Annotated in this window: 17 protein-coding genes and 1 pseudogene; 5 read left to right on the top strand and 13 right to left on the bottom strand. The window is 59.5% G+C overall.

The features are described 5' to 3' along the window. Positions 1-18: 18 nt before the first annotated feature. Positions 19-1,080: an EAL domain-containing protein gene (locus tag KBA32_RS01425; protein WP_294354169.1), complete on the top strand. Its 1,062-nt coding sequence runs from the start codon at positions 19-21 to the stop codon at positions 1,078-1,080. Positions 1,081-1,125: 45 nt separating this feature from the next. Here the strand turns inward: KBA32_RS01425 and KBA32_RS01420 are convergent, their stop codons facing one another. Both KBA32_RS01420 and KBA32_RS01415 read right to left on the bottom strand, forming a co-directional pair. Then, positions 1,126-1,461, bottom strand: a complete 336-nt coding sequence (locus tag KBA32_RS01420) for a hypothetical protein (protein WP_294354166.1) — start codon at positions 1,459-1,461, stop codon at positions 1,126-1,128. A 75-nt stretch (positions 1,462-1,536) separates the two neighbouring features. Further along, the gene (locus KBA32_RS01415; RefSeq protein WP_294354162.1) at positions 1,537-1,815 is read right to left on the bottom strand and encodes a hypothetical protein; all 279 of its coding nucleotides are present in this window, start codon (positions 1,813-1,815) and stop codon (positions 1,537-1,539) included. A 249-nt stretch (positions 1,816-2,064) separates the two neighbouring features. Between KBA32_RS01415 and ppk2 the strand changes: the two genes are divergently transcribed. Then, the gene (gene ppk2, locus KBA32_RS01410) at positions 2,065-2,994 is read left to right on the top strand and encodes a polyphosphate kinase 2 (RefSeq protein ID WP_294354160.1); all 930 of its coding nucleotides are present in this window, start codon (positions 2,065-2,067) and stop codon (positions 2,992-2,994) included. 78 nt (positions 2,995-3,072) lie between these two features. Here the strand turns inward: ppk2 and KBA32_RS01405 are convergent, their stop codons facing one another. Together KBA32_RS01405 and KBA32_RS17060 are read right to left on the bottom strand one after the other, a co-directional pair. After that, positions 3,073-4,266: an MFS transporter gene (locus KBA32_RS01405; protein WP_294354157.1), complete on the bottom strand. Its 1,194-nt coding sequence runs from the start codon at positions 4,264-4,266 to the stop codon at positions 3,073-3,075. A gap of 31 nt (positions 4,267-4,297) precedes the next feature. Further along, positions 4,298-4,432: pseudogene (locus KBA32_RS17060) on the bottom strand (GGGtGRT protein); the annotation flags it as partial. A gap of 313 nt (positions 4,433-4,745) precedes the next feature. On the opposite strand from KBA32_RS17060, the gene KBA32_RS01395 reads away from it, so the two are divergent. The 3 genes from KBA32_RS01395 to KBA32_RS01385 all read left to right on the top strand — a co-directional run bounded on the left by KBA32_RS01395 (position 4,746) and on the right by KBA32_RS01385 (position 6,076). Continuing rightward, on the top strand, positions 4,746-5,141 hold the full coding sequence (locus KBA32_RS01395; RefSeq protein ID WP_294354150.1) for a hypothetical protein: 396 nt from the start codon (positions 4,746-4,748) through the stop codon (positions 5,139-5,141). A 250-nt stretch (positions 5,142-5,391) separates the two neighbouring features. After that, entirely contained in the window at positions 5,392-5,757 is a 366-nt protein-coding gene (locus KBA32_RS01390; RefSeq protein ID WP_294354144.1) for a type II toxin-antitoxin system RelE/ParE family toxin, read from the top strand. Further along, complete coding sequence (locus tag KBA32_RS01385) at positions 5,750-6,076, top strand: XRE family transcriptional regulator (RefSeq protein ID WP_294354141.1); 327 nt, start codon at positions 5,750-5,752, stop codon at positions 6,074-6,076. Before KBA32_RS01390 ends, KBA32_RS01385 begins: the two co-directional genes overlap by 8 nt. A gap of 117 nt (positions 6,077-6,193) precedes the next feature. Here the strand turns inward: KBA32_RS01385 and KBA32_RS01380 are convergent, their stop codons facing one another. The 9 genes from KBA32_RS01380 to KBA32_RS17055 form a co-directional block, all read right to left on the bottom strand. Further along, a complete protein-coding gene (locus KBA32_RS01380) occupies positions 6,194-6,424 on the bottom strand; it encodes a hypothetical protein (protein WP_294354217.1) in 231 nt (76 codons plus the stop codon). Between the two features lie 157 nt (positions 6,425-6,581). After that, positions 6,582-8,741 (bottom strand): HsdR family type I site-specific deoxyribonuclease, encoded by a 2,160-nt coding sequence (locus KBA32_RS01375; protein ID WP_294354214.1) that lies wholly within the window; start codon positions 8,739-8,741, stop codon positions 6,582-6,584. Positions 8,742-8,746: 5 nt separating this feature from the next. After that, positions 8,747-9,820 (bottom strand): Fic family protein, encoded by a 1,074-nt coding sequence (locus KBA32_RS01370; protein ID WP_294354139.1) that lies wholly within the window; start codon positions 9,818-9,820, stop codon positions 8,747-8,749. A gap of 220 nt (positions 9,821-10,040) precedes the next feature. Beyond that, on the bottom strand, positions 10,041-10,610 hold the full coding sequence (locus tag KBA32_RS01365) for a DUF4276 family protein (protein ID WP_294354136.1): 570 nt from the start codon (positions 10,608-10,610) through the stop codon (positions 10,041-10,043). A gap of 11 nt (positions 10,611-10,621) precedes the next feature. Next, complete coding sequence (locus KBA32_RS01360; protein ID WP_294354133.1) at positions 10,622-11,806, bottom strand: AAA family ATPase; 1,185 nt, start codon at positions 11,804-11,806, stop codon at positions 10,622-10,624. Positions 11,807-11,859: 53 nt separating this feature from the next. Then, positions 11,860-13,092 (bottom strand): restriction endonuclease subunit S, encoded by a 1,233-nt coding sequence (locus KBA32_RS01355; protein WP_294354130.1) that lies wholly within the window; start codon positions 13,090-13,092, stop codon positions 11,860-11,862. After that, the gene (locus tag KBA32_RS01350) at positions 13,089-14,180 is read right to left on the bottom strand and encodes a PDDEXK nuclease domain-containing protein (protein WP_294354127.1); all 1,092 of its coding nucleotides are present in this window, start codon (positions 14,178-14,180) and stop codon (positions 13,089-13,091) included. The genes KBA32_RS01355 and KBA32_RS01350 overlap by 4 nt, the downstream gene beginning before the upstream one ends. After that, complete coding sequence (locus KBA32_RS01345) at positions 14,170-16,257, bottom strand: N-6 DNA methylase (RefSeq protein ID WP_294354124.1); 2,088 nt, start codon at positions 16,255-16,257, stop codon at positions 14,170-14,172. The genes KBA32_RS01350 and KBA32_RS01345 overlap by 11 nt, the downstream gene beginning before the upstream one ends. Then, entirely contained in the window at positions 16,161-16,706 is a 546-nt protein-coding gene (locus tag KBA32_RS17055) for a transposase (RefSeq protein WP_367113729.1), read from the bottom strand. The genes KBA32_RS01345 and KBA32_RS17055 overlap by 97 nt, the downstream gene beginning before the upstream one ends. Positions 16,707-16,987 lie beyond the last annotated feature (281 nt).

Below are 16,987 nucleotides of genomic sequence, written 5' to 3'. Positions count from 1 at the left end.
TCTTTCGGTACGGACGGCATGCCGGTCGAGTTTGTCATCGCCCAGTTGCCATACCGGGTCGGCCGCAGCAAGGAAAACGATCTGGTGATTCCGGCGCTCGGCCTCTCGCGCTTCCATGCCGTGCTGGAGCGCGACATCAGCGGCCAGCTGCGCCTGATCGACGAGAACAGCACCAACGGCACCTTCGTCAACCGCGAACGGATCGAGGGTTACTGCCTGCTCAGGGAAAACGACATCATTCATTTCGCCAGCGCCGAGTTCAAGCTGCGCATGGTGCTGGTTGATCAGAGCGATGTGCTGGCGTTTGACCAGATGCATACCATGATCATCCCGATGAACATGGCGCTCTCCGAGAACTTTGCGCCGAACGAAGTCGAGTTCGACGAGTTGCTCATGGGGCAGGGCATTTCCGGGGCGGTGCAACCGATTGTCGATGCGCGTTCGCGCCAGGTCGTCGGGTATGAGTTGCTTGGTCGTGCCAATCATCCGCAGCTACCGACGAGCCCGATCGAGCTGTTTGGCCTGGCCGAGGCGATGGGGCGTGAGGTCGATCTGAGTCTGGCTTTCCGCGAATTCGGGCTGGGCAAGATGGCGCCGCGCGTTGCCGGCAATACGCTGTTCATCAACGCGCATCCGAAGGAGACGTTCTGCGACAGTTTTATCGAATCGCTGGCGCGTCTGCGCCAACGCTCGCCGGAGATGAGCATCGTCGTCGAGATTCACGAATCGGCGGTGACCGACGTTGAGCAATTGCGCAAGCTCGCGAACCGCCTGTTGCAGCTCGATATCCGCTTTGCCTACGACGACTTCGGCGCCGGGCAGGCGCGCCTGCTGGAACTTGCCGACGTCCCGGCGCATTTCGTGAAATTCGATCGGTCGCTGATTCACGGCATCCATACGGCGAGCGAACGCAAGCGTCAGGTCGTGCGCGATCTCGTGCAGATGGTGCTGGCAACGGGGTCGGTACCGCTCGCCGAAGGCGTGGAAGACGAGGAGGAAGCGCAAGCCTGCGTCGAAATGGGCTTCGTGCTGATCCAGGGCTACCTGACCGGTCGGCCGATTCCGGCGGATTCGCTGTAGTCAGTCGCTGTTGCCGGTCGCTGTTTCCGTTGTTTGCAAGCGCTTTCAGCGCTCGATCTCTTCGTCCGTCAGGCTGCCGATGACGAGCATTCGATAGAGCGCCTTCTGCGAGAGCTCGGCGACGCTTTTCGCGTAGTCCTGGAAGGCGTTGACCATTTCGAGCATGGCGTCGAATTCTTGCGGCGAATTGCGCCGGATCTCCTTGAGCATCTCTGCGCTCGACGACATGGCGACGAGGCAGAGCTTGTGCTGGTGCAGGCGCTCGCGCGTGGCCGCCGCTTCTTCGAGGCGCTTGATTTCGTCCGGTGAGATGTCGGCGTCGAAATCGGCGAGTTGTTCAATCTCTTCGGACGAAAGATCGTTCGTATCGTCTTTTTGCATCGTGGGTTCTTCCATGCGGCGCTTCGCTGAAGCGGGCCGCATAGTCTACTTCGCCTTTGCTCTTTTCGTTCCTTCTTACATCGACCTCTCGACACGCGGCGGCGCGTTGCCGCGCAGGGTTCCGAACAGTTCGAGCACCGGGCGCGGCAGTGAGTGTGCCGACTGGCGCTGGCGGATCGCCTGGTTCAGCGCCGAGGTCTCCTTGCCGAACAGGTCGCGCTGATCGCGGCTTTTCCGGCTCTCGGCGATGCTTTTCAGGCAGCGCCAGCGCTTGACGCCTTTCGATTGCACGAGGGTGACTTCGTCCCTCGCGTGATGCTTGCGGCAGGAGTAGCAGAAAATCGTGTCGGTCATGGTGATCTCATCCGCTCTATCGACGATGTGCCGATCATCGGACGCGATTCTTACAGGCATGTGTCAGCGATGGATATCCGGATGATGGCTGAACGCGGGGTCGCTATTTGCCTGTCACTGGTCTGTAATACAAATCGAGTAGATTCGTAACACGGGTTGGGTTTGCCGCGGGCACGCTTGCTGCGTTGAGGCGGTGCCGGCTCAACCGGCAACAGACAATCGGACGCCAAAACAAGGAAGAAAACTGCGATGAGCACGGAGAAAACACCGCAACAACAGGACTACGAATCCCGCGTCTACGACGAAATGCTCGACGGCTTTGACGAAGAGCTGGAGATGGAAATCGACGATGACCGCATGAACGCGCTGATCGCCGACGTGGTGAATTCGGAGGTCGAAGGCGGCGGCCTGAGCCGCAGCTTCTACTTCAAGGAGCTCTTCCGGCTACAGGGCGAACTCGTCAAATTGCAGGACTGGGTCGTGCACAAGAAGCTCAAGGTCGTCGTCCTCTTCGAAGGGCGTGATGCGGCGGGCAAGGGCGGCGTCATCAAACGCATCACGCAGCGCCTCAATCCGCGCGTCTGCCGCATCGCTGCGCTGCCGGCGCCAAGTGAGCGCGAACGCAGCCAGTGGTACTTCCAGCGCTACGTCTCGCACCTGCCGGCCGGCGGGGAGATCGTCCTTTTCGACCGCAGCTGGTACAACCGCGCGGGCGTGGAAAAGGTCATGGGATTCTGCACCGACGACGAGTACGAAGAGTTCTTCCGCACCGTGCCCGAGTTCGAAAAGATGCTTATCCGCTCCGGCATCATTCTCATCAAGTACTGGTTCTCGATCACCGACGACGAGCAAAACCTGCGCTTCACCATGCGCATCCACGATCCACTCAAACAGTGGAAACTCAGCCCGATGGACATGGAGTCGCGCCGCCGCTGGGAACAGTACACGACGGCCAAGGAGACGATGCTCGAACGCACGCATATCCCCGAAGCGCCGTGGTGGATCGTCGAGGCGGTGGACAAAAAGCGCGCGCGCCTCAACTGCATCCACCACCTGCTGAGCCAGATTCCGTACGCCGAAGTCGAGCGCGAACCGGTCGTGCTGCCCGATCGCGTGCATAACCCCGACTACCTCCGCCATCCGGTGCCGAAGGAGATGATCGTCCCGGCGATCTATTGAGATCGAAGGCGGCCTTGCAGCATGACGAGCTGTTCGGGAGGAAATCGTTTTTTCTGCGAACCAGGAATACCGAAAGGGCTATCGCCAAGATGGTTGGGCGCAACTTCGCCATCGCAAGACCAGCAAGGCCACGATACAGAAGACGCCTCCGGCCACAAAGGTGGTGGTGGCGCCAAACCGTTCCCACAGCAGGCCCGCCAGCGAACTGGACACCAGCATCGCCACGCCGCTCAGCAGGTTGAAGAAGCCGAAGGCCGTACCCCGTAGGTCGGCCGGAGCCGTGTCCGCCACCATGGTCGCCAGCAAGCCTTGGGTTATTCCCATGTGCAAGCCCCACAGCGAAATTCCGGCCCACACGCTGATCCAGTGGTCGCCGTAGGCCAAAGCCACGTCCGCGGCCAGCAGCACAGCCAGTCCCCAGGCCAGAAGCGTGGCGTGACTCATGGCATCCGACAGTTTGCCGAACGGGTAGGCACTGGCGGCGTAGATGACGTTCATGCCGATCAACACCAGCGGTGTGAAAGCGATCGGCAATCCTCCTTGTTGGGCACGCAGAACCAGGAATGCTTCGGAGAATCGCGCCAGGGTGAAGATCGCGCCGACGCCGACGACCCACCAGTACGCCCGCGGCAGGCGTCGCAGGTTCTCGCGGCGAATCGGGTTGATGCGCCCGCCTTCCTGATGGCGTTCCGGTTCCTGCACGCCAAAAAACAACAGCGCAACGGCAAGGAAAGCCGGGATGATGGCGACCCAGAACACGGCGCGGAAGTCGTTCGCCCAAAGCAGCATGAGTCCCATCGCCAGCATCGGCCCGAGAAAAGCGCCGACCGTATCGAGCGACTGGCGCAAGCCGAAGGCGGCACCGCGCAGTTCGGGCGGCGCAATGTCGGCGACCAGGGCATCGCGGGGGGCGCCGCGAATACCTTTGCCAACGCGGTCGATCAAGCGTGCGGCCACCACCAGGCCGGCGCCCGTCGCGATGGCAAACAACGGCTTGGACATCGCGCCTAAGCCGTAGCCGAACACCGCCAACGGCTTGCGCCGGCCCAAATAGTCGGAGATCGCACCGGAGAAGACTTTCACGATCAGTGCCGTCGCCTCCGCAGCGCCTTCGATCAGCCCAATGGTGAAGACGCTGACCCCCAGTGCCGTAAACATGAAGACCGGCAGCAAGCTATGAATCAGCTCCGACGATACGTCCATCAACAAACTGACAAACCCCAAGGCCCAGATGCTGGCGGGAATGCGTACGAGGGTGCGTGACGAGTGCATGGTCGAAACCCGATTCGGAAAAAGAAAGAGCTTACCTTTGCGCCTGTTCCAACGCCACGGCGACCGCTACTGAGGCACCCATGGGGTTGTTGCCCATGCCCAGGAAGCCCATCATTTCGACGTGCGCCGGCACCGAACTTGACCCGGCAAACTGCGCGTCCGAGTGAGTGTTGTCGGCAACGATGATCGCGATCCGTCGAATATTGGCCTCGCCGACCCATGCGAGGACGAAGCCGTGATTCAACGCCCGAATCCGGCGCGTGGCAACACGGTCGGCTACGCGAACGACCGGACAAGGTCAAAAAGCCCGAATCCTGACAGGTCACATTTCTGCAATCTGCCGTTCTTACCATTGACCGGATCCCGTTTCTTCAGTCACTCGCCAGGATCAATTCATGCATTGAGGGCAGGTACGACCGATCGGCCAAGGCGTTTGCCGAACGCGCTCATGATGCAATTTTCGAACAAGGAGAACCCGGATGTCGAAGAAGAAATCGTTGGCCCAACTGGAAACCGAACTCGCGAAGACCAAGGCCAAGCTTGCCAAATGGAAAAAGCGGGCGATCAAGGAAATCGATGACGACCTGTACATCCGCTTCTCCGGCACGTTCGATGTCGAAGTCGCGATTCACAGGTCCGTCTTGGCCGAAAACCGCTGGAACGCGCTCGAAGAGGATTCGCGTGCGCGGCTTCTCTACCGGCTCGTACGCGAAGAGTTTGTCGCGCAAGCTCGCGGCGACACGCTGCGCGATAACTTCATGAGCAATGCGCGCTGCGAAGCCGTGGATAACGACGATGGCGAAGCGTTCGACTTCAACGACATCGGCCGGATGTCGCTCGAACGGCTGGAAGAGATGGGGGTACTGGACGACTGAGGCGATGGCGACGGTACCATCCGGGCACCATCGGGTGGGGTGTCCGATTTTCGGTGGCATGATCTGCGGCACGAGGCGCTGTCTCGGTTGGCGGAGCGTGGGGATTTCTCAGTGCTGGAGATGGCGGCTGTTTCCGGGCACAAAACGTTGCAGATGCTCAAGCGGTGCGCCCATCGCAGGCGGAGAAACTGGCGGCGAAGGTGGGGTAGTATTCCGTTGACGGAATATTCCTCGGGAGATATAGTCAATCATGTCTTGGGAAATTGAATACACCGACGAGTTTGGTGACTGGTGGAGTAATCTCGTTGATTTCGAGCAAGAGTCTGTTCGTGCAAGCGTGAAGCTGCTCAGCGAGTTCGGCCCAAACCTCCGTTTTCCGCACAGCAGCGGAATCACCGGTTCAAGGCACAGCCACATGCGAGAACTGCGAATACAGCAAGGAGGCAAGCCATACCGCGTTCTTTATGCATTCGACCCAAGACGCTGCGCCATTCTGTTGATAGGTGGCGACAAGACAGGCAATGATCGTTGGTATATCGAAAATGTTCCTGTCGCAGACGACTTGTACGACGAGCATTTGGAAGAACTTAGGAAGGAAGGGCTGATCGATGGCTAAGAAATTTTCAGATCTTGAGGCAAAGATGTCTCCAGCGTCGCGCGCACGCTCAGACATACTTTTTGACAAGCATTTGGCAGAAATGCCACTCCATGAGCTACGGCAGGCACGCGGGCTTTCGCAGAAGATGCTCGCTGAAGTCTTGCATGTTCAACAGCCGTCAATCGCAAAAATCGAGAAGCGTACGGACATGTATCTCTCGACCCTGCGCAGCCACATAGAAGCCATGGGCGGAGAACTGGAAGTCATCGCCAAATTCCCTGACGGGGTTGTGAAGATCAGTAACTTCTCCGATATTGCCACCTCAGGACAGGCATGAGCAGAATGCGCAACCCCGCGCATCCAGGCGAATTGCTTCGGGAGAGAATTCCAGAAGGAATGACCGTAATGGAAGCTGCTGCGCAACTACTGGTTCGTTTCATGAAAAACTCACAATTTACGCGGTACCGAGGTCGAATTGCTTCCATCGGAAGACGACGGGGGAGACATCGCTGTAGACCATGAGCACCTCATGCATCTTCCGGTCGAAGTGGGGATCGCGCTTCTCCAGGTAGTAGCTGATCTTGTGCGGTTTAACAGGATGTTCAAAACCCCCGACCACCTGATGCTGAAGAGATAATGTCAGCCTTGTCGGAAGGAGATTGAAGAAGATGAGGACGGCGGACACGACCCCGCATGCGATGTTCAGTTACCGGAGTCTGGAAGAACGGATAACCATCCCCCGAGGACGACGGCGAGCGCGAGTACCAGCGAAATAGTTCGAACGTGCGACGGTTCTGAACTGGACATCGTGATTGCTTTCTCTTTTTCGGCTTTGGATCGCACTACGCCCACGCCTCCCCCAACGCTTCCGCCTGCCGCAACACCAGTTCAATCGCTTCTTCCTGTTGATCCGGCGGGTACTTGTACTTCCTCAGAATGCGCTTGACCATGAGCCGCAGCGTGGCGCGCACGTTCTCCCGTTTCGACCAATCCACCGTCAGGTTCTTGCGCAGGTTGTCGGTCAGCTCGTGGGCGATCTTCTTCAGCGTCTCGTCGGTCAGTTCGCGCACCGCCGATTCGTTGTTCGCCAGCGCATCGTAGAAGCGGACTTCGTCCTCGGACAGGCCCAGTTCGTCGCCCCGGTTTTCCGGGTCGGCGTCGTGCCAGTCGGGGCGCAGTTTCACGATCTCGTTGTACAGATGCACGCAGATTTCGCGGCTCATGGCGACGACCATGGCTTTGCCGTCCTGCGCTTTATTGCGTTCCTCGAAGTGGGCGACGATGTCCGCCGCCACGCGGGCGATGCGCGGCTCCGCGCCGACGACCTTCTCCAGCGCCGCCCACCGGCTTTTCAGCCTGGCTTGCTGGCTTTCCTCCTCGTCCTCGGCGAGTTCTTCCACTTCCTCATCGAGGTGCGGCAGTTCGTCCTCTTTCAACGCCAGCTTGGCGAGGCGGGACTCGAAGTAGATGGCCACCGTCGCGCCGTCTTCTTTCGCCTGCTGCATGTCGTAGATGTGGATGTAGTCGCCGAACACGGCGCGCGTATCGCGGTCTTCGCTCGATACCGGCGTGCCGGTAAAGGCGACGAAGGTGGCGTTCGGCAGCGCATCGCGCAGGTGCTGGGCGTACCCCACCTGATACGCGACCTGATAGCTGGCGGTCGGCTCCGCGGCCAGCAATGCCAGTGGATCGTTGGCGCTGGTTGTTGGTGTTTTGGGCGTAAAGGTGCGCAGCTTCGCCTCAAACCCGTATTGCGTCCGGTGCGCCTCGTCGGCGATGACCACGATGTTGTGTCGGTCGGAGAGGCGTGGGAAGAAGTCTTCACCCGGGTCGGGCATGAACTTCTGGATCGTGGCGAAGATGATGCCGCCCGACGGCCGATTGGCGAGTTTTGTCCGTAAGTCCTGCCGCGTCTCGGCCTGTACCGGCTGTTCGCGCAACAAATCCTGCGCCAGCGAGAAAACGCCGAACAGCTGCCCGTCGAGGTCGTTGCGGTCGGTGATGACGACGATGGTCGGGTTCTCCATCGCCGTTTCCTGCATCACCCGCGCGGCGAAGCAGGTCATGGTGATGCTCTTGCCGCTGCCCTGCGTGTGCCAGACGCCGCCGCCCTTGCCCTTGGTTGCGGCATCGCTGCCAGGGCGCGAGGCGGCGACGACGCGGTCGATGGCCGAGCGCACGGCATGGAACTGGTGATAGCCGGCGACCTTCTTGATCAGCGTGCCGTCGTCTTCAAACAGGACGAAGAAGCGCAAATAGTCGAGCAGCGTGGCCGGCGCCAGCACCCCGCGAATCAGCGTCTCCAGTTCGTTGAACTCACCGAGCGGGTCGAGCGTGACGCCGTCGATGGTGCGCCACTGCATGAAGCGTTCGCTGTTCGCTGAGAGCGAGCCGAGGCGGGCGTCGCTGCCGTCGGAGATCACCAGCAGCTCGTTGTAGTGGAAGACGTCGGGAATCTGCGCCTTGTAGGTCTGGATCTGATCGTAGGCTTTCCAGATGTCAGCGTTCTCGTCGGCCGGGTTCTTCAACTCCATCAGCACCAGCGGCAGGCCGTTGACGAAGAGGATGATGTCCGGGCGGCGCGTGTGGTGCGGCCCCTTGATCGAGAACTGATTGACCGCCAGCCAGCGGTTCCTCGCCGGGTTCTTCCAATCGATCAGGCGCACGAAATCGCCGCGAATGTACCCAGACTCGTCCCCGTCCTTCTGGTACTGCACCGGCACGCCGGAAACGAGCAGCTTGTGGAACTGACGGTTGGCCGACAGCAGCGCCGGGATGCCGAGGTCGAGAACCTGCTTGAGCGCGTCGTCCTTGGCGGCGGTCGGGATGTTCGGGTTCAGGCGGTGGATGGCGTCTTGCAGGCGGGCGCGCAGGATCACCTGCCGGTAGTCGGCACGTTCCGGATTGGGGCCGTCCGGGGCGATGTCCGGGCCGTAGAGGTGGGTGTAGCCGACATCGGCCAGCCAGCCGAGGGTTTCCTGTTCGAGTTGGTCTTCGGTCATCACGGTCACGATTGCGCTCCCGACAGGATGCGGTTCAGCGCGATATTCACGTAGTAGTTGTGGCGCCCGACCTTGTGTTTCTGCACGAAGCCTTCTTCGGCCAAGGTGTCGAGATACTTGGTGGCGGTCAGGCGCGAGACCTTGAGATCGCGCTGCACGAACTCGATCTTGGTGTACGGGTGCATGAACAGGTTGTTGATCAGGTCCTGACTGTAGAACTTGAAGCCGGCGCGGATGCGGTGCTTGTAGTCGAACAGCGCGCTCTTGATGGCGTGGATGGTGGTGATCGTCTGGCCAGCGGTTTCTTCTACAGCCTCCAGCAGGTACAGCACCCAGTCTTCCCACGCATCGGTATCGCGTACGGCTTGCAGCAACCGGTAATAGTCAGTCTTGGTGCGCACGATATGGCTGGAGAGGTAGAGCACCGGCACGTCGAGCAGGCCTTCCTTGACGAGGTACAGCACGTTGAGGATGCGCCCGGTGCGACCGTTGCCGTCGTAGAAGGGATGGATGCTCTCGAACTGGTGATGGATGAGGGCCATTTTGATCAGCGGATCGGCGGGGAAGTGTTCTGCGTCGTTGAGGAAACGCTCCAGATCGCCCATCAGTGCGACGATCTCTGCCGGGTTCTGCGGTGGCGTATAGACCGTTTGCCCTGCGCCGTTCTTCAGCGCCGTGCCCGGCAGCTTGCGGAAGCCGGCGTTGTTCTGTTCGAGTTCGGCCTGAATGGCGATGATGTGGTTGGCGGTGATCAGCCCGGTTTCCCGCACTTGGGCGTAACCGAGCATCAGCGCCTGCCGGTAGCGCTGCACTTCCTTGGCGGCGAGGTTCTGCGACGCTTCGGGCAGCACGTCTTCCCGGAACAGGTCGTCGTGCGTGGTGACGATGTTCTCGATCTCGGAACTGTCCTTGGCTTCCTGCAGGCCCAGCGTATTGATCAGGATGCCCTGATTCGGGATGGACGCGGCGATGCCTTTGAGTTCCGCCAGCTTGCGGCTGCTGGTGGTCAGGCGCTTGAGGATTGCAGCGCTGTCGAAACGGGTGGCGTCGAGTGTGTCGAGGGGAAGCAACGGAAACATCGCGAGGTGCCTTTCGGTCCGGGTCATGCAAGGCAAATTAAAGTCTGCTTTACATGATAGTCGCCATGTTTATAGAAAACGGGATTTTTTATACATATCGTGGCAACGTGTATAGAAAAAAGCGGTTTTTTAACAACAGCGCCCCGGATCGGGCGGGGCGATGAAAGCACCGATGATCAACCCGCTTTGCTGTTGCATCAATGTCATCCAAGGATCGGGCCTATGCCGGGTACCCCATCTCCCCAGCCAAACACCGAACCCCATTCACAAAAAACCGGAAGCTCGTCGACGTGTTTCGGTCGGCCACCAATGATTCGGCCATGGCTCTGGCCGCACTGCCTTTTTGGAAGCCCGGGATCAAGCGCGCCAGCTCCGCAGATGGTTTTTGCCATGCATCCGGATCGACAAAGCGCTTTTGTAACGCAGGGGAGCTCAATTTGCTATCGCCATAAGCTTCGGCCAGTGCCGATAGATCGCCGATGTACCAGCTCTCCAGTTCTTGGCAAACCAGCCGGATCAATGTGTCCGGCCGTCCGCTCTGCTGACACAAACGGACAAAACGGGCCTTCAGATCGACACACGCGGCGTTATCGTTATCGCGCAGGATCACAAACCGATCATTCGGAATGCGCCAAGCCTGCAGTTTGCGCGGAATGCTGGCGTCCAGATCACTCTTGCCCTCATGCTTGATGCACAAGAAATGTTCACCGGCCACCATGCCGGGAAAAAGTCTGGGAAGCAGCCCCTCCAACAAGGTCTTCATCGATGGTTCTTCCAGCAAAAAAATCATCCGACCCTGCATCAGTTCAGTCCCTCGAACAAACCCTGCTTCCAGAGATAGCCGGGCAAATCGCCCGCCTCATTCAACGCCACCAGTGTTTCTGAATCGCTGACCTTGGTGATCTGGGTAAATCCTGCCGCCTTGCGCAGGCAATAAATCTCCGAAAGTGCCAGGGCATTGAGAAAATCCGGCGAGTGGGATGAGATAAAGACCTGCCCACCACGCAAGGCATAATCACGGAATTCTTCGGCCAACTCCGGCAGCAACTCCGGGTAAAGCTGATTTTCCGGCTCTTCGACAGCCAGCAGCGGATAGGGCTTGGGGTCGTTCAACAGCACTAGATAGGCAAACATCTTGATCGTGCCATCGGATACATGCCTCGCAATGAACGGATCTTTGAAGCTGCCATCCTGAAAGCGCAGTACCAGTCGGCCATCTTCGGTTGGTTTTGCTTCCACCAGCGAGACGCCCGGTACACGACGCTGCATCGAGGTCAGTACCCGTTTGAACCGGTCCGGGTAATGTTCAAAGAGATAATTGGCCACCAGCGGCAGATTGTCGCCGCGCGTTGACAGATGCTCGGCATAGCCGTCTTCCTGACTTGGGCGCGCCTCGGAAACATGAAAATCCGAGACATGCCAGTTTTCGATCATCAGGCGGAAAGCACTGGCCGCCTTGAATTTTTCGAACTGCCCCAAGCCCTTGATCGCCAGAATATCCGGCGCATCAAGTTCGTTGTACTCCTTGTTCAGCTCCTCATCCTGCTTGGAAAAATCTTCCTCGTTGGTGATTGCATAGCCGCTACCATTCGAGAAATCCAGAAAGTGAAACGGAGCGCCATACGCCCCCCGCTTGTAGCGCAAAATCTCACGCTCCACCACCGGGCGACCATCCGCTCCCGGCGCAATTTTCAGCAGGTAACTGACCAGGCGCTCCTTGCCGGTAATCTCCAGGCGGAACTGCAAACACAGCTCGATCGGCTCGTGCGCAAAGCCGCGGCTTGCCAACTCCTTGTACCCGCCCCGTTTGGAGACCGCCTTGCCTACATTCATGCTTAGCGCATCTTTCAGGAACGAGAACACATCAAACAGCGTCGATTTTCCTGTGCCGTTGGCGCCGACCAATACACACAGACGCGGGATGTGAGTGAGCTTCGTATCACGAAACAGGCGGTAATTCTTGATCTCGATGGATTCAATCTGCATGGCAAGACTCCGTGGGTACTGCGTAGCCATGAGGCATGTGGGCGTTCATTATTTCATTCTCCGGCAGTGGCGACCATGGCTTCGGCCTCGGGCAAGCGCAGTTGGCCGGAAATCAGGCGGGGGAGCAGCGTGTCGCGGAGGGTGGCGAGGGTTTGGGCTTGCTGAGAGGCAGAAAAAATCCGTTCTCGCAACAACGAAACCATGCTATCGAATGCTCCAAGTATGCAATCTGGAGGGGTAACGATCTGCAACCGGTACACATTGCTCCGGTTGAGCCCGGGCACCGCTCCATCTGTGTTCATGTTTTCAAGGCCGAGCGTTTGCAGCAAGTAATAGCAGTAGGTCAGTGGCTTATGTGCCTTGACGTAGAACACCGTATCAATTGGGAAGAACGGACGATCTTCCCAGTACAGGCTACCTACGGTTCCTTTGCGGCCGACAATAACCGAGGGACCAATAGCCAATGAGCTGTCGTGGTAGCCAGTGATGCCACCAGAGCCGTAAACAGGAACAGGCCCCTCCACCCGGTCGGCTGCCTTCAGAGCTTTTCCGTAGGCCAGCTCCGTCAGACTCTCAAGCTTGCTTACGAACCACCCCCTCGGCACCGCCCCCAATTCCGATTCCTCGAACTCATCCGGAAACAGCGCCGCCGTCGCCTCGTCCATGCCTTCCGGCGCGCGGCCGGCTTGCTTGGCGTGGACAGGGTCGAAATCGACGAACCACGACTTGAACAGCGCCTGCGCGATGGCTTCGAGCGTGGCGTTGGTTTCACGCAGGAGGGTAATGCGGTCGTCGAGGGCCTTGAGAACACCTGTGGCTGACCGCTGCAACGCAAAGGGAGGAATCCTAATCCCCAACTTCCGAAGTTCGCTCTGCTTTATCCCCAGTACCGTAGTTCCAGTCGCACGGGACTTGAGTTGTTCTTGCATTTCCTCCGTTTGGAACACATACAACAGGTAGGCGTTATCGAGAAAGCCGGCTTTCCCGCGCAAGGTGATGACCCGTTGAGCAAGTGCGACCTTCTCTCCACCAAGTTGCGCGACCTCGCCCAATGGAGCTTCTGTCGTCATTACCACGTCGCCTGAAAGCGGAATCCCCCTCCGCATCCACGAATCATATTCCTCAGGGGCGATAAACTCAGTCGGGGTTTCGATCCTCCCGCCCTTGATTACTTTCGCAGTCACCAATGGGACGCCAAATTCCGTTTTCTCGGGAGTCTTGCCCCGGTAGTCAATCAGGGCATCTAGGCAATCTTCAAGTGGAAGTATCGGCCACTCAGAACTCATACCCCAGCCCTCTCGTCTTCCTCCTGCCCGTCCAGACCCAGTTCGCGTTCGAGCCGCTCAACGCTCGGCAGTTTGTCGCGCAGGGCTTCGGGCAGGGCGTGAGTGAGTTCGTAGCTGGCGATACCCATCGGTTTGTGGATGTCGCTCACGGCGTATTCGGCGACCAGCCGGTCCTTGCTCTTGCAGAGCAGGAGGCCAATGCTCGGTTGGTCGCCTTCGTGGCGCAGGTGTTCGTCCACGGCCTTGAGGTAAAAGTTGAGCTTGCCGGCGTATTCCGGCTCGAAGTCGCCGGTCTTGAGTTCGATCACCACGTAGCAGTGCAGACGGGTGTGGTAGAACAGCAGGTCGAGGAAAAACTCGCGCTCCCCTACTTGCAGGGGAACTTGCCGACCGACATAGGCAAAGCCCGCACCGAGTTCCAGCAGGAACTGGCTGATGTGCTCGGTCAGCCCCAACTCCAACTCGCGCTCGCTGTGTTCTTTTGTGAGCGAGAGAAAATCGAAGAGATACGGGTCTTTGAGCGTTTGCGCGGCGAGATCGGAATGCGGCACGGGCAAGGTGTCGCCAAAGTTGGTGACAGCGCGCCCCTCGCGCTGCCACAGGCCGCTTTCGATCTGGTGCACGAGCACGCTGCGGCTCCAGTTGTGGGCTTGTGTGGCCTGCACGTAGTAGAGCGCCTCGTCGTGCTGCTTGCACCGGGTAATGATGGCGAGGTGGTGGCCCCAGGGGATGCCGAAGAACGGGAGTACGGGCTGCTGCGCATTTTGGGCAACAGGCTGTTGCCCAATTGCCGGAGACTCGGCGTAGAACGCGTACCACTGGCGAATGTATTTGAGATTGCGGAGCGAAAAACCGGCGATTTCCGGGAAATCGTGCATCAGATCAGCGCTGAGCTGCTTGAGAAAACCGCTCCCCCAATCCGCTTCTGCCTGCCGGGAAACGATATCCGCGCCCAGTTCCCAGTAAAACTGGAGCAAGGCAGTGTTGACGCTCACCGCCGCCTTGAGTTGCACCTGCTGAAAACGCGACTTTAGCGTTACCAGCCAGGTGCGATATTCGGCCTGACTCTGGATTGAATCAGAACTCATACCCCAGCCCTCCCAGTTTCTGTCGGATCAACTCGTCGAGTTCCGCACCCTTCGCCATCTGTTCTCCGAGCTTTTCGGTGAGCTTCTGCATCTTCTCGGCGAAGGCTACGTCGTCGTCCTCGACTTCTTCAGCGCCGACGTAGCGGCCGGGCGTCAGCACATGCCCGTGTTCGGCGATTTCGGCGAGGCTGACGCTGCGGCAGTAGCCGGGGATGTCACGGTAGGCGCTGCTTCCCTCATCCCAGCCCTTCTCCCGGCGGGAGAAGGGTTCCTGGTTTCCTTGATCATTTCCACCATGGCTACCTGTTTCCAGGAGGGCGGCGGGCTCTCGGCTCCCTCTCCCTCCGGGAGAGGGTTGGGGTGAGGGCGATGCTTCGACAAGGGCGCTGTAGACGGCTTCCAGCACGCTTTCGGTTTGCTTGAGCGCTTCGTCATTCCAGAAACGGAGTACCCGAATCCCCTTGCCTTTCAGGAAGGCAGAGCGGCGTTCATCGTGCGCGCGCCCCTTTGCATCATTGTGTTGCCCGCCGTCGAGTTCAACCGCCAGTTTGTGTTCGTAGCAATAGAAGTCGAGGACGTAGGGTTCCACGGGGTGCTGGCGGCGGAACTTGGCACCCGCCAGCCGGCGGTCCCGCAGCAGGAACCAGAGAAGGGTTTCGGCGTCGGTTTGTTTATGGCGGAGTTCTCGGGCGAAGACTTTGAGGTCTTCAGGAAGCCGGGGTTTTTGTGGCGTTTCCTCCCTCACCCCTGGCCCCTCTCCCGGTGGGAGAGGGGGAGAAACAGCGCGCCACGCGGCCACCGTACCGGCGATGCGCTCGATCACCTCGTCGGTCAGTTCGGACTGCACGCGGCTGATCATGCTGCCGAGTTTGCGCGCATCGATGAACAGGACTTCGCCTTGCCGCGTCTGTTTCTGCTTGGCGAGGAACCACAGGCAGGCGGGAATCTGGGTGTTGAAGAAGAGCTGGCCGGGGAGCGCGATCATGACTTCGACGACGTCAGCCTCGACCATCGCCCGCCGGATGTCGCCTTCGCTGTTCTGGCTGGAACTCATCGAGCCGTTGGCCAGGACGATGCCGGCACGGCCGGTCGGCTTGAGGTGGTAGAGCATGTGCTGCAACCACGCGTAGTTGGCGTTGCCGGCGGGCGGCGTTCCATACTCCCAGCGCGGGTCGCCTTCAAGGCTGCCGTGCCACCAGTCGCTGATGTTGAACGGCGGATTGGCGAGGATGAAGTCGGCGCGCAGGTCGGGGTGCTGGTTGCGCGTGAAGGTGTCGGCCGGTTCCCGTCCGAGGTTGAAGTCGATGCCGCGCAGGGCGAGGTTCATCGCCGCGAGGCGCCACGTCGTCGGGTTCGATTCCTGCCCGTAGATCGATACGTCGCCGAGCTTGCCGCCGTGCGCTTCGATGAATTTCTCCGATTGCACGAACATGCCGCCTGAGCCGCAGCAGGGGTCATAGACCTTGCCGTGGTGCGGCGCGAGGACAGCAACCAGCGTCTTGACGATGGAGGCCGGCGTGTAGAACTGCCCGCCCTTTTTGCCTTCGGCGCTGGCGAACTGGCCGAGGAAGTATTCATAGACCTGCCCGAGCACGTCGCGGGCCTGACTGGCGTTATCGCCGAAGCCGATGGTCGAGATCAGATCGACGAGTTCGCCGAGCTTGCCGTCGGGCAGCTGGGCGCGGGCGTAGCGTTTGTCGAGGATGCCTTTCAGCCTGGCGTTCTCGGCTTCGATGGCGGCGAGCGCGTCGTCGATGCGCTTGCCGATGTCCGGCTGCTTGGCGGCGGCGCGCAGTGTTTCCCAGCGCGCGGCTTCGGGCACCCAGAAGACGTTGACGGCGGTGTAGTAGTCACGGTCTTCGAGTTCGTCGGCCAGCAGGTCGGGATCGTCGAGGTAGTACTCGTCGGCCGGGTCGGCGAAGCGGCCGGCGAGTTCGGCCTGCCGGGCGGCGAAGGTGTCGGAGATGTACTTGAGGAAGATCAGGCCGAGGACAAGGTGCTTGTATTCGGCGGCGTCCATGTTGGCGCGCAGCTTGTCGGCCGCGGCCCAGAGGGTTTTCTTGATGTCGTCGAGCATTTTTCTGTTGTTGTGTGAGGCGAGTTCGGATTATGACCCGGGGAGGCGGGTGCCGGTGAAAACCAATTTTCTCCTGGCACGTGCAACAGGAAAGTTGTCGAAGTTGTCGCTGTGGGTTGTCGATGTTGTTGCAAAAAAAAGAGCGAGGGGTACGTGCGTATACTCCGTGGCAGATACATCGAGGGGGTTTGACACCTCCCCGAGAGAGCAAGCCTGTGCGTATTCAGGTTGTCGAGTACGACGCGAATGACCTCGGCGTCGGGATAGGCGGCGACGATGTGCCGCATGCAGTGCGCGAATTCGACCTTGGTGCGCCGTTCCATGATCAAGACATCGCGCCAGCCCCGCTTGGGTTCGCAGATCATCATCAGATCGCGCACGCCGTTGCGTTGATACTCGGTGTCCTGACGCGCCGGCTTGCCGGGTTCAGCCGGCAGCGGTTCGCCCACTTCCCCAATCAGTTGCTTCGGACTTTCGTCGAAGCACACCACAGGGCGGGTCGGGTCATTGTAAATGTCAATAATCCTGAAAAACTCAGTTCTTCACCGCAAAGGCGCAAAGGGCGCGAAGGTTCGCAAAGAAAATCAAAGCGCTACGCGAACGGCGCGTATCTTCCGTAGTCACCCATGGGGTGAATGATCAAGTACGACCCACCTGTTGTTTCCTTTGCGATCTTTGCGACTTCGCGCCTTTGCGGTGAGATTTTCAGGTCCAGTCCACGTAGAGCCGC

The organism is Propionivibrio sp., assembly GCF_017995515.1.
Taxonomy (GTDB): Bacteria; Pseudomonadota; Gammaproteobacteria; order Burkholderiales; family Rhodocyclaceae; genus Propionivibrio.
The sequence above is the reverse complement of the archived record's forward strand: the minus strand, read 5'-3'. Positions and strand labels throughout refer to the sequence as shown.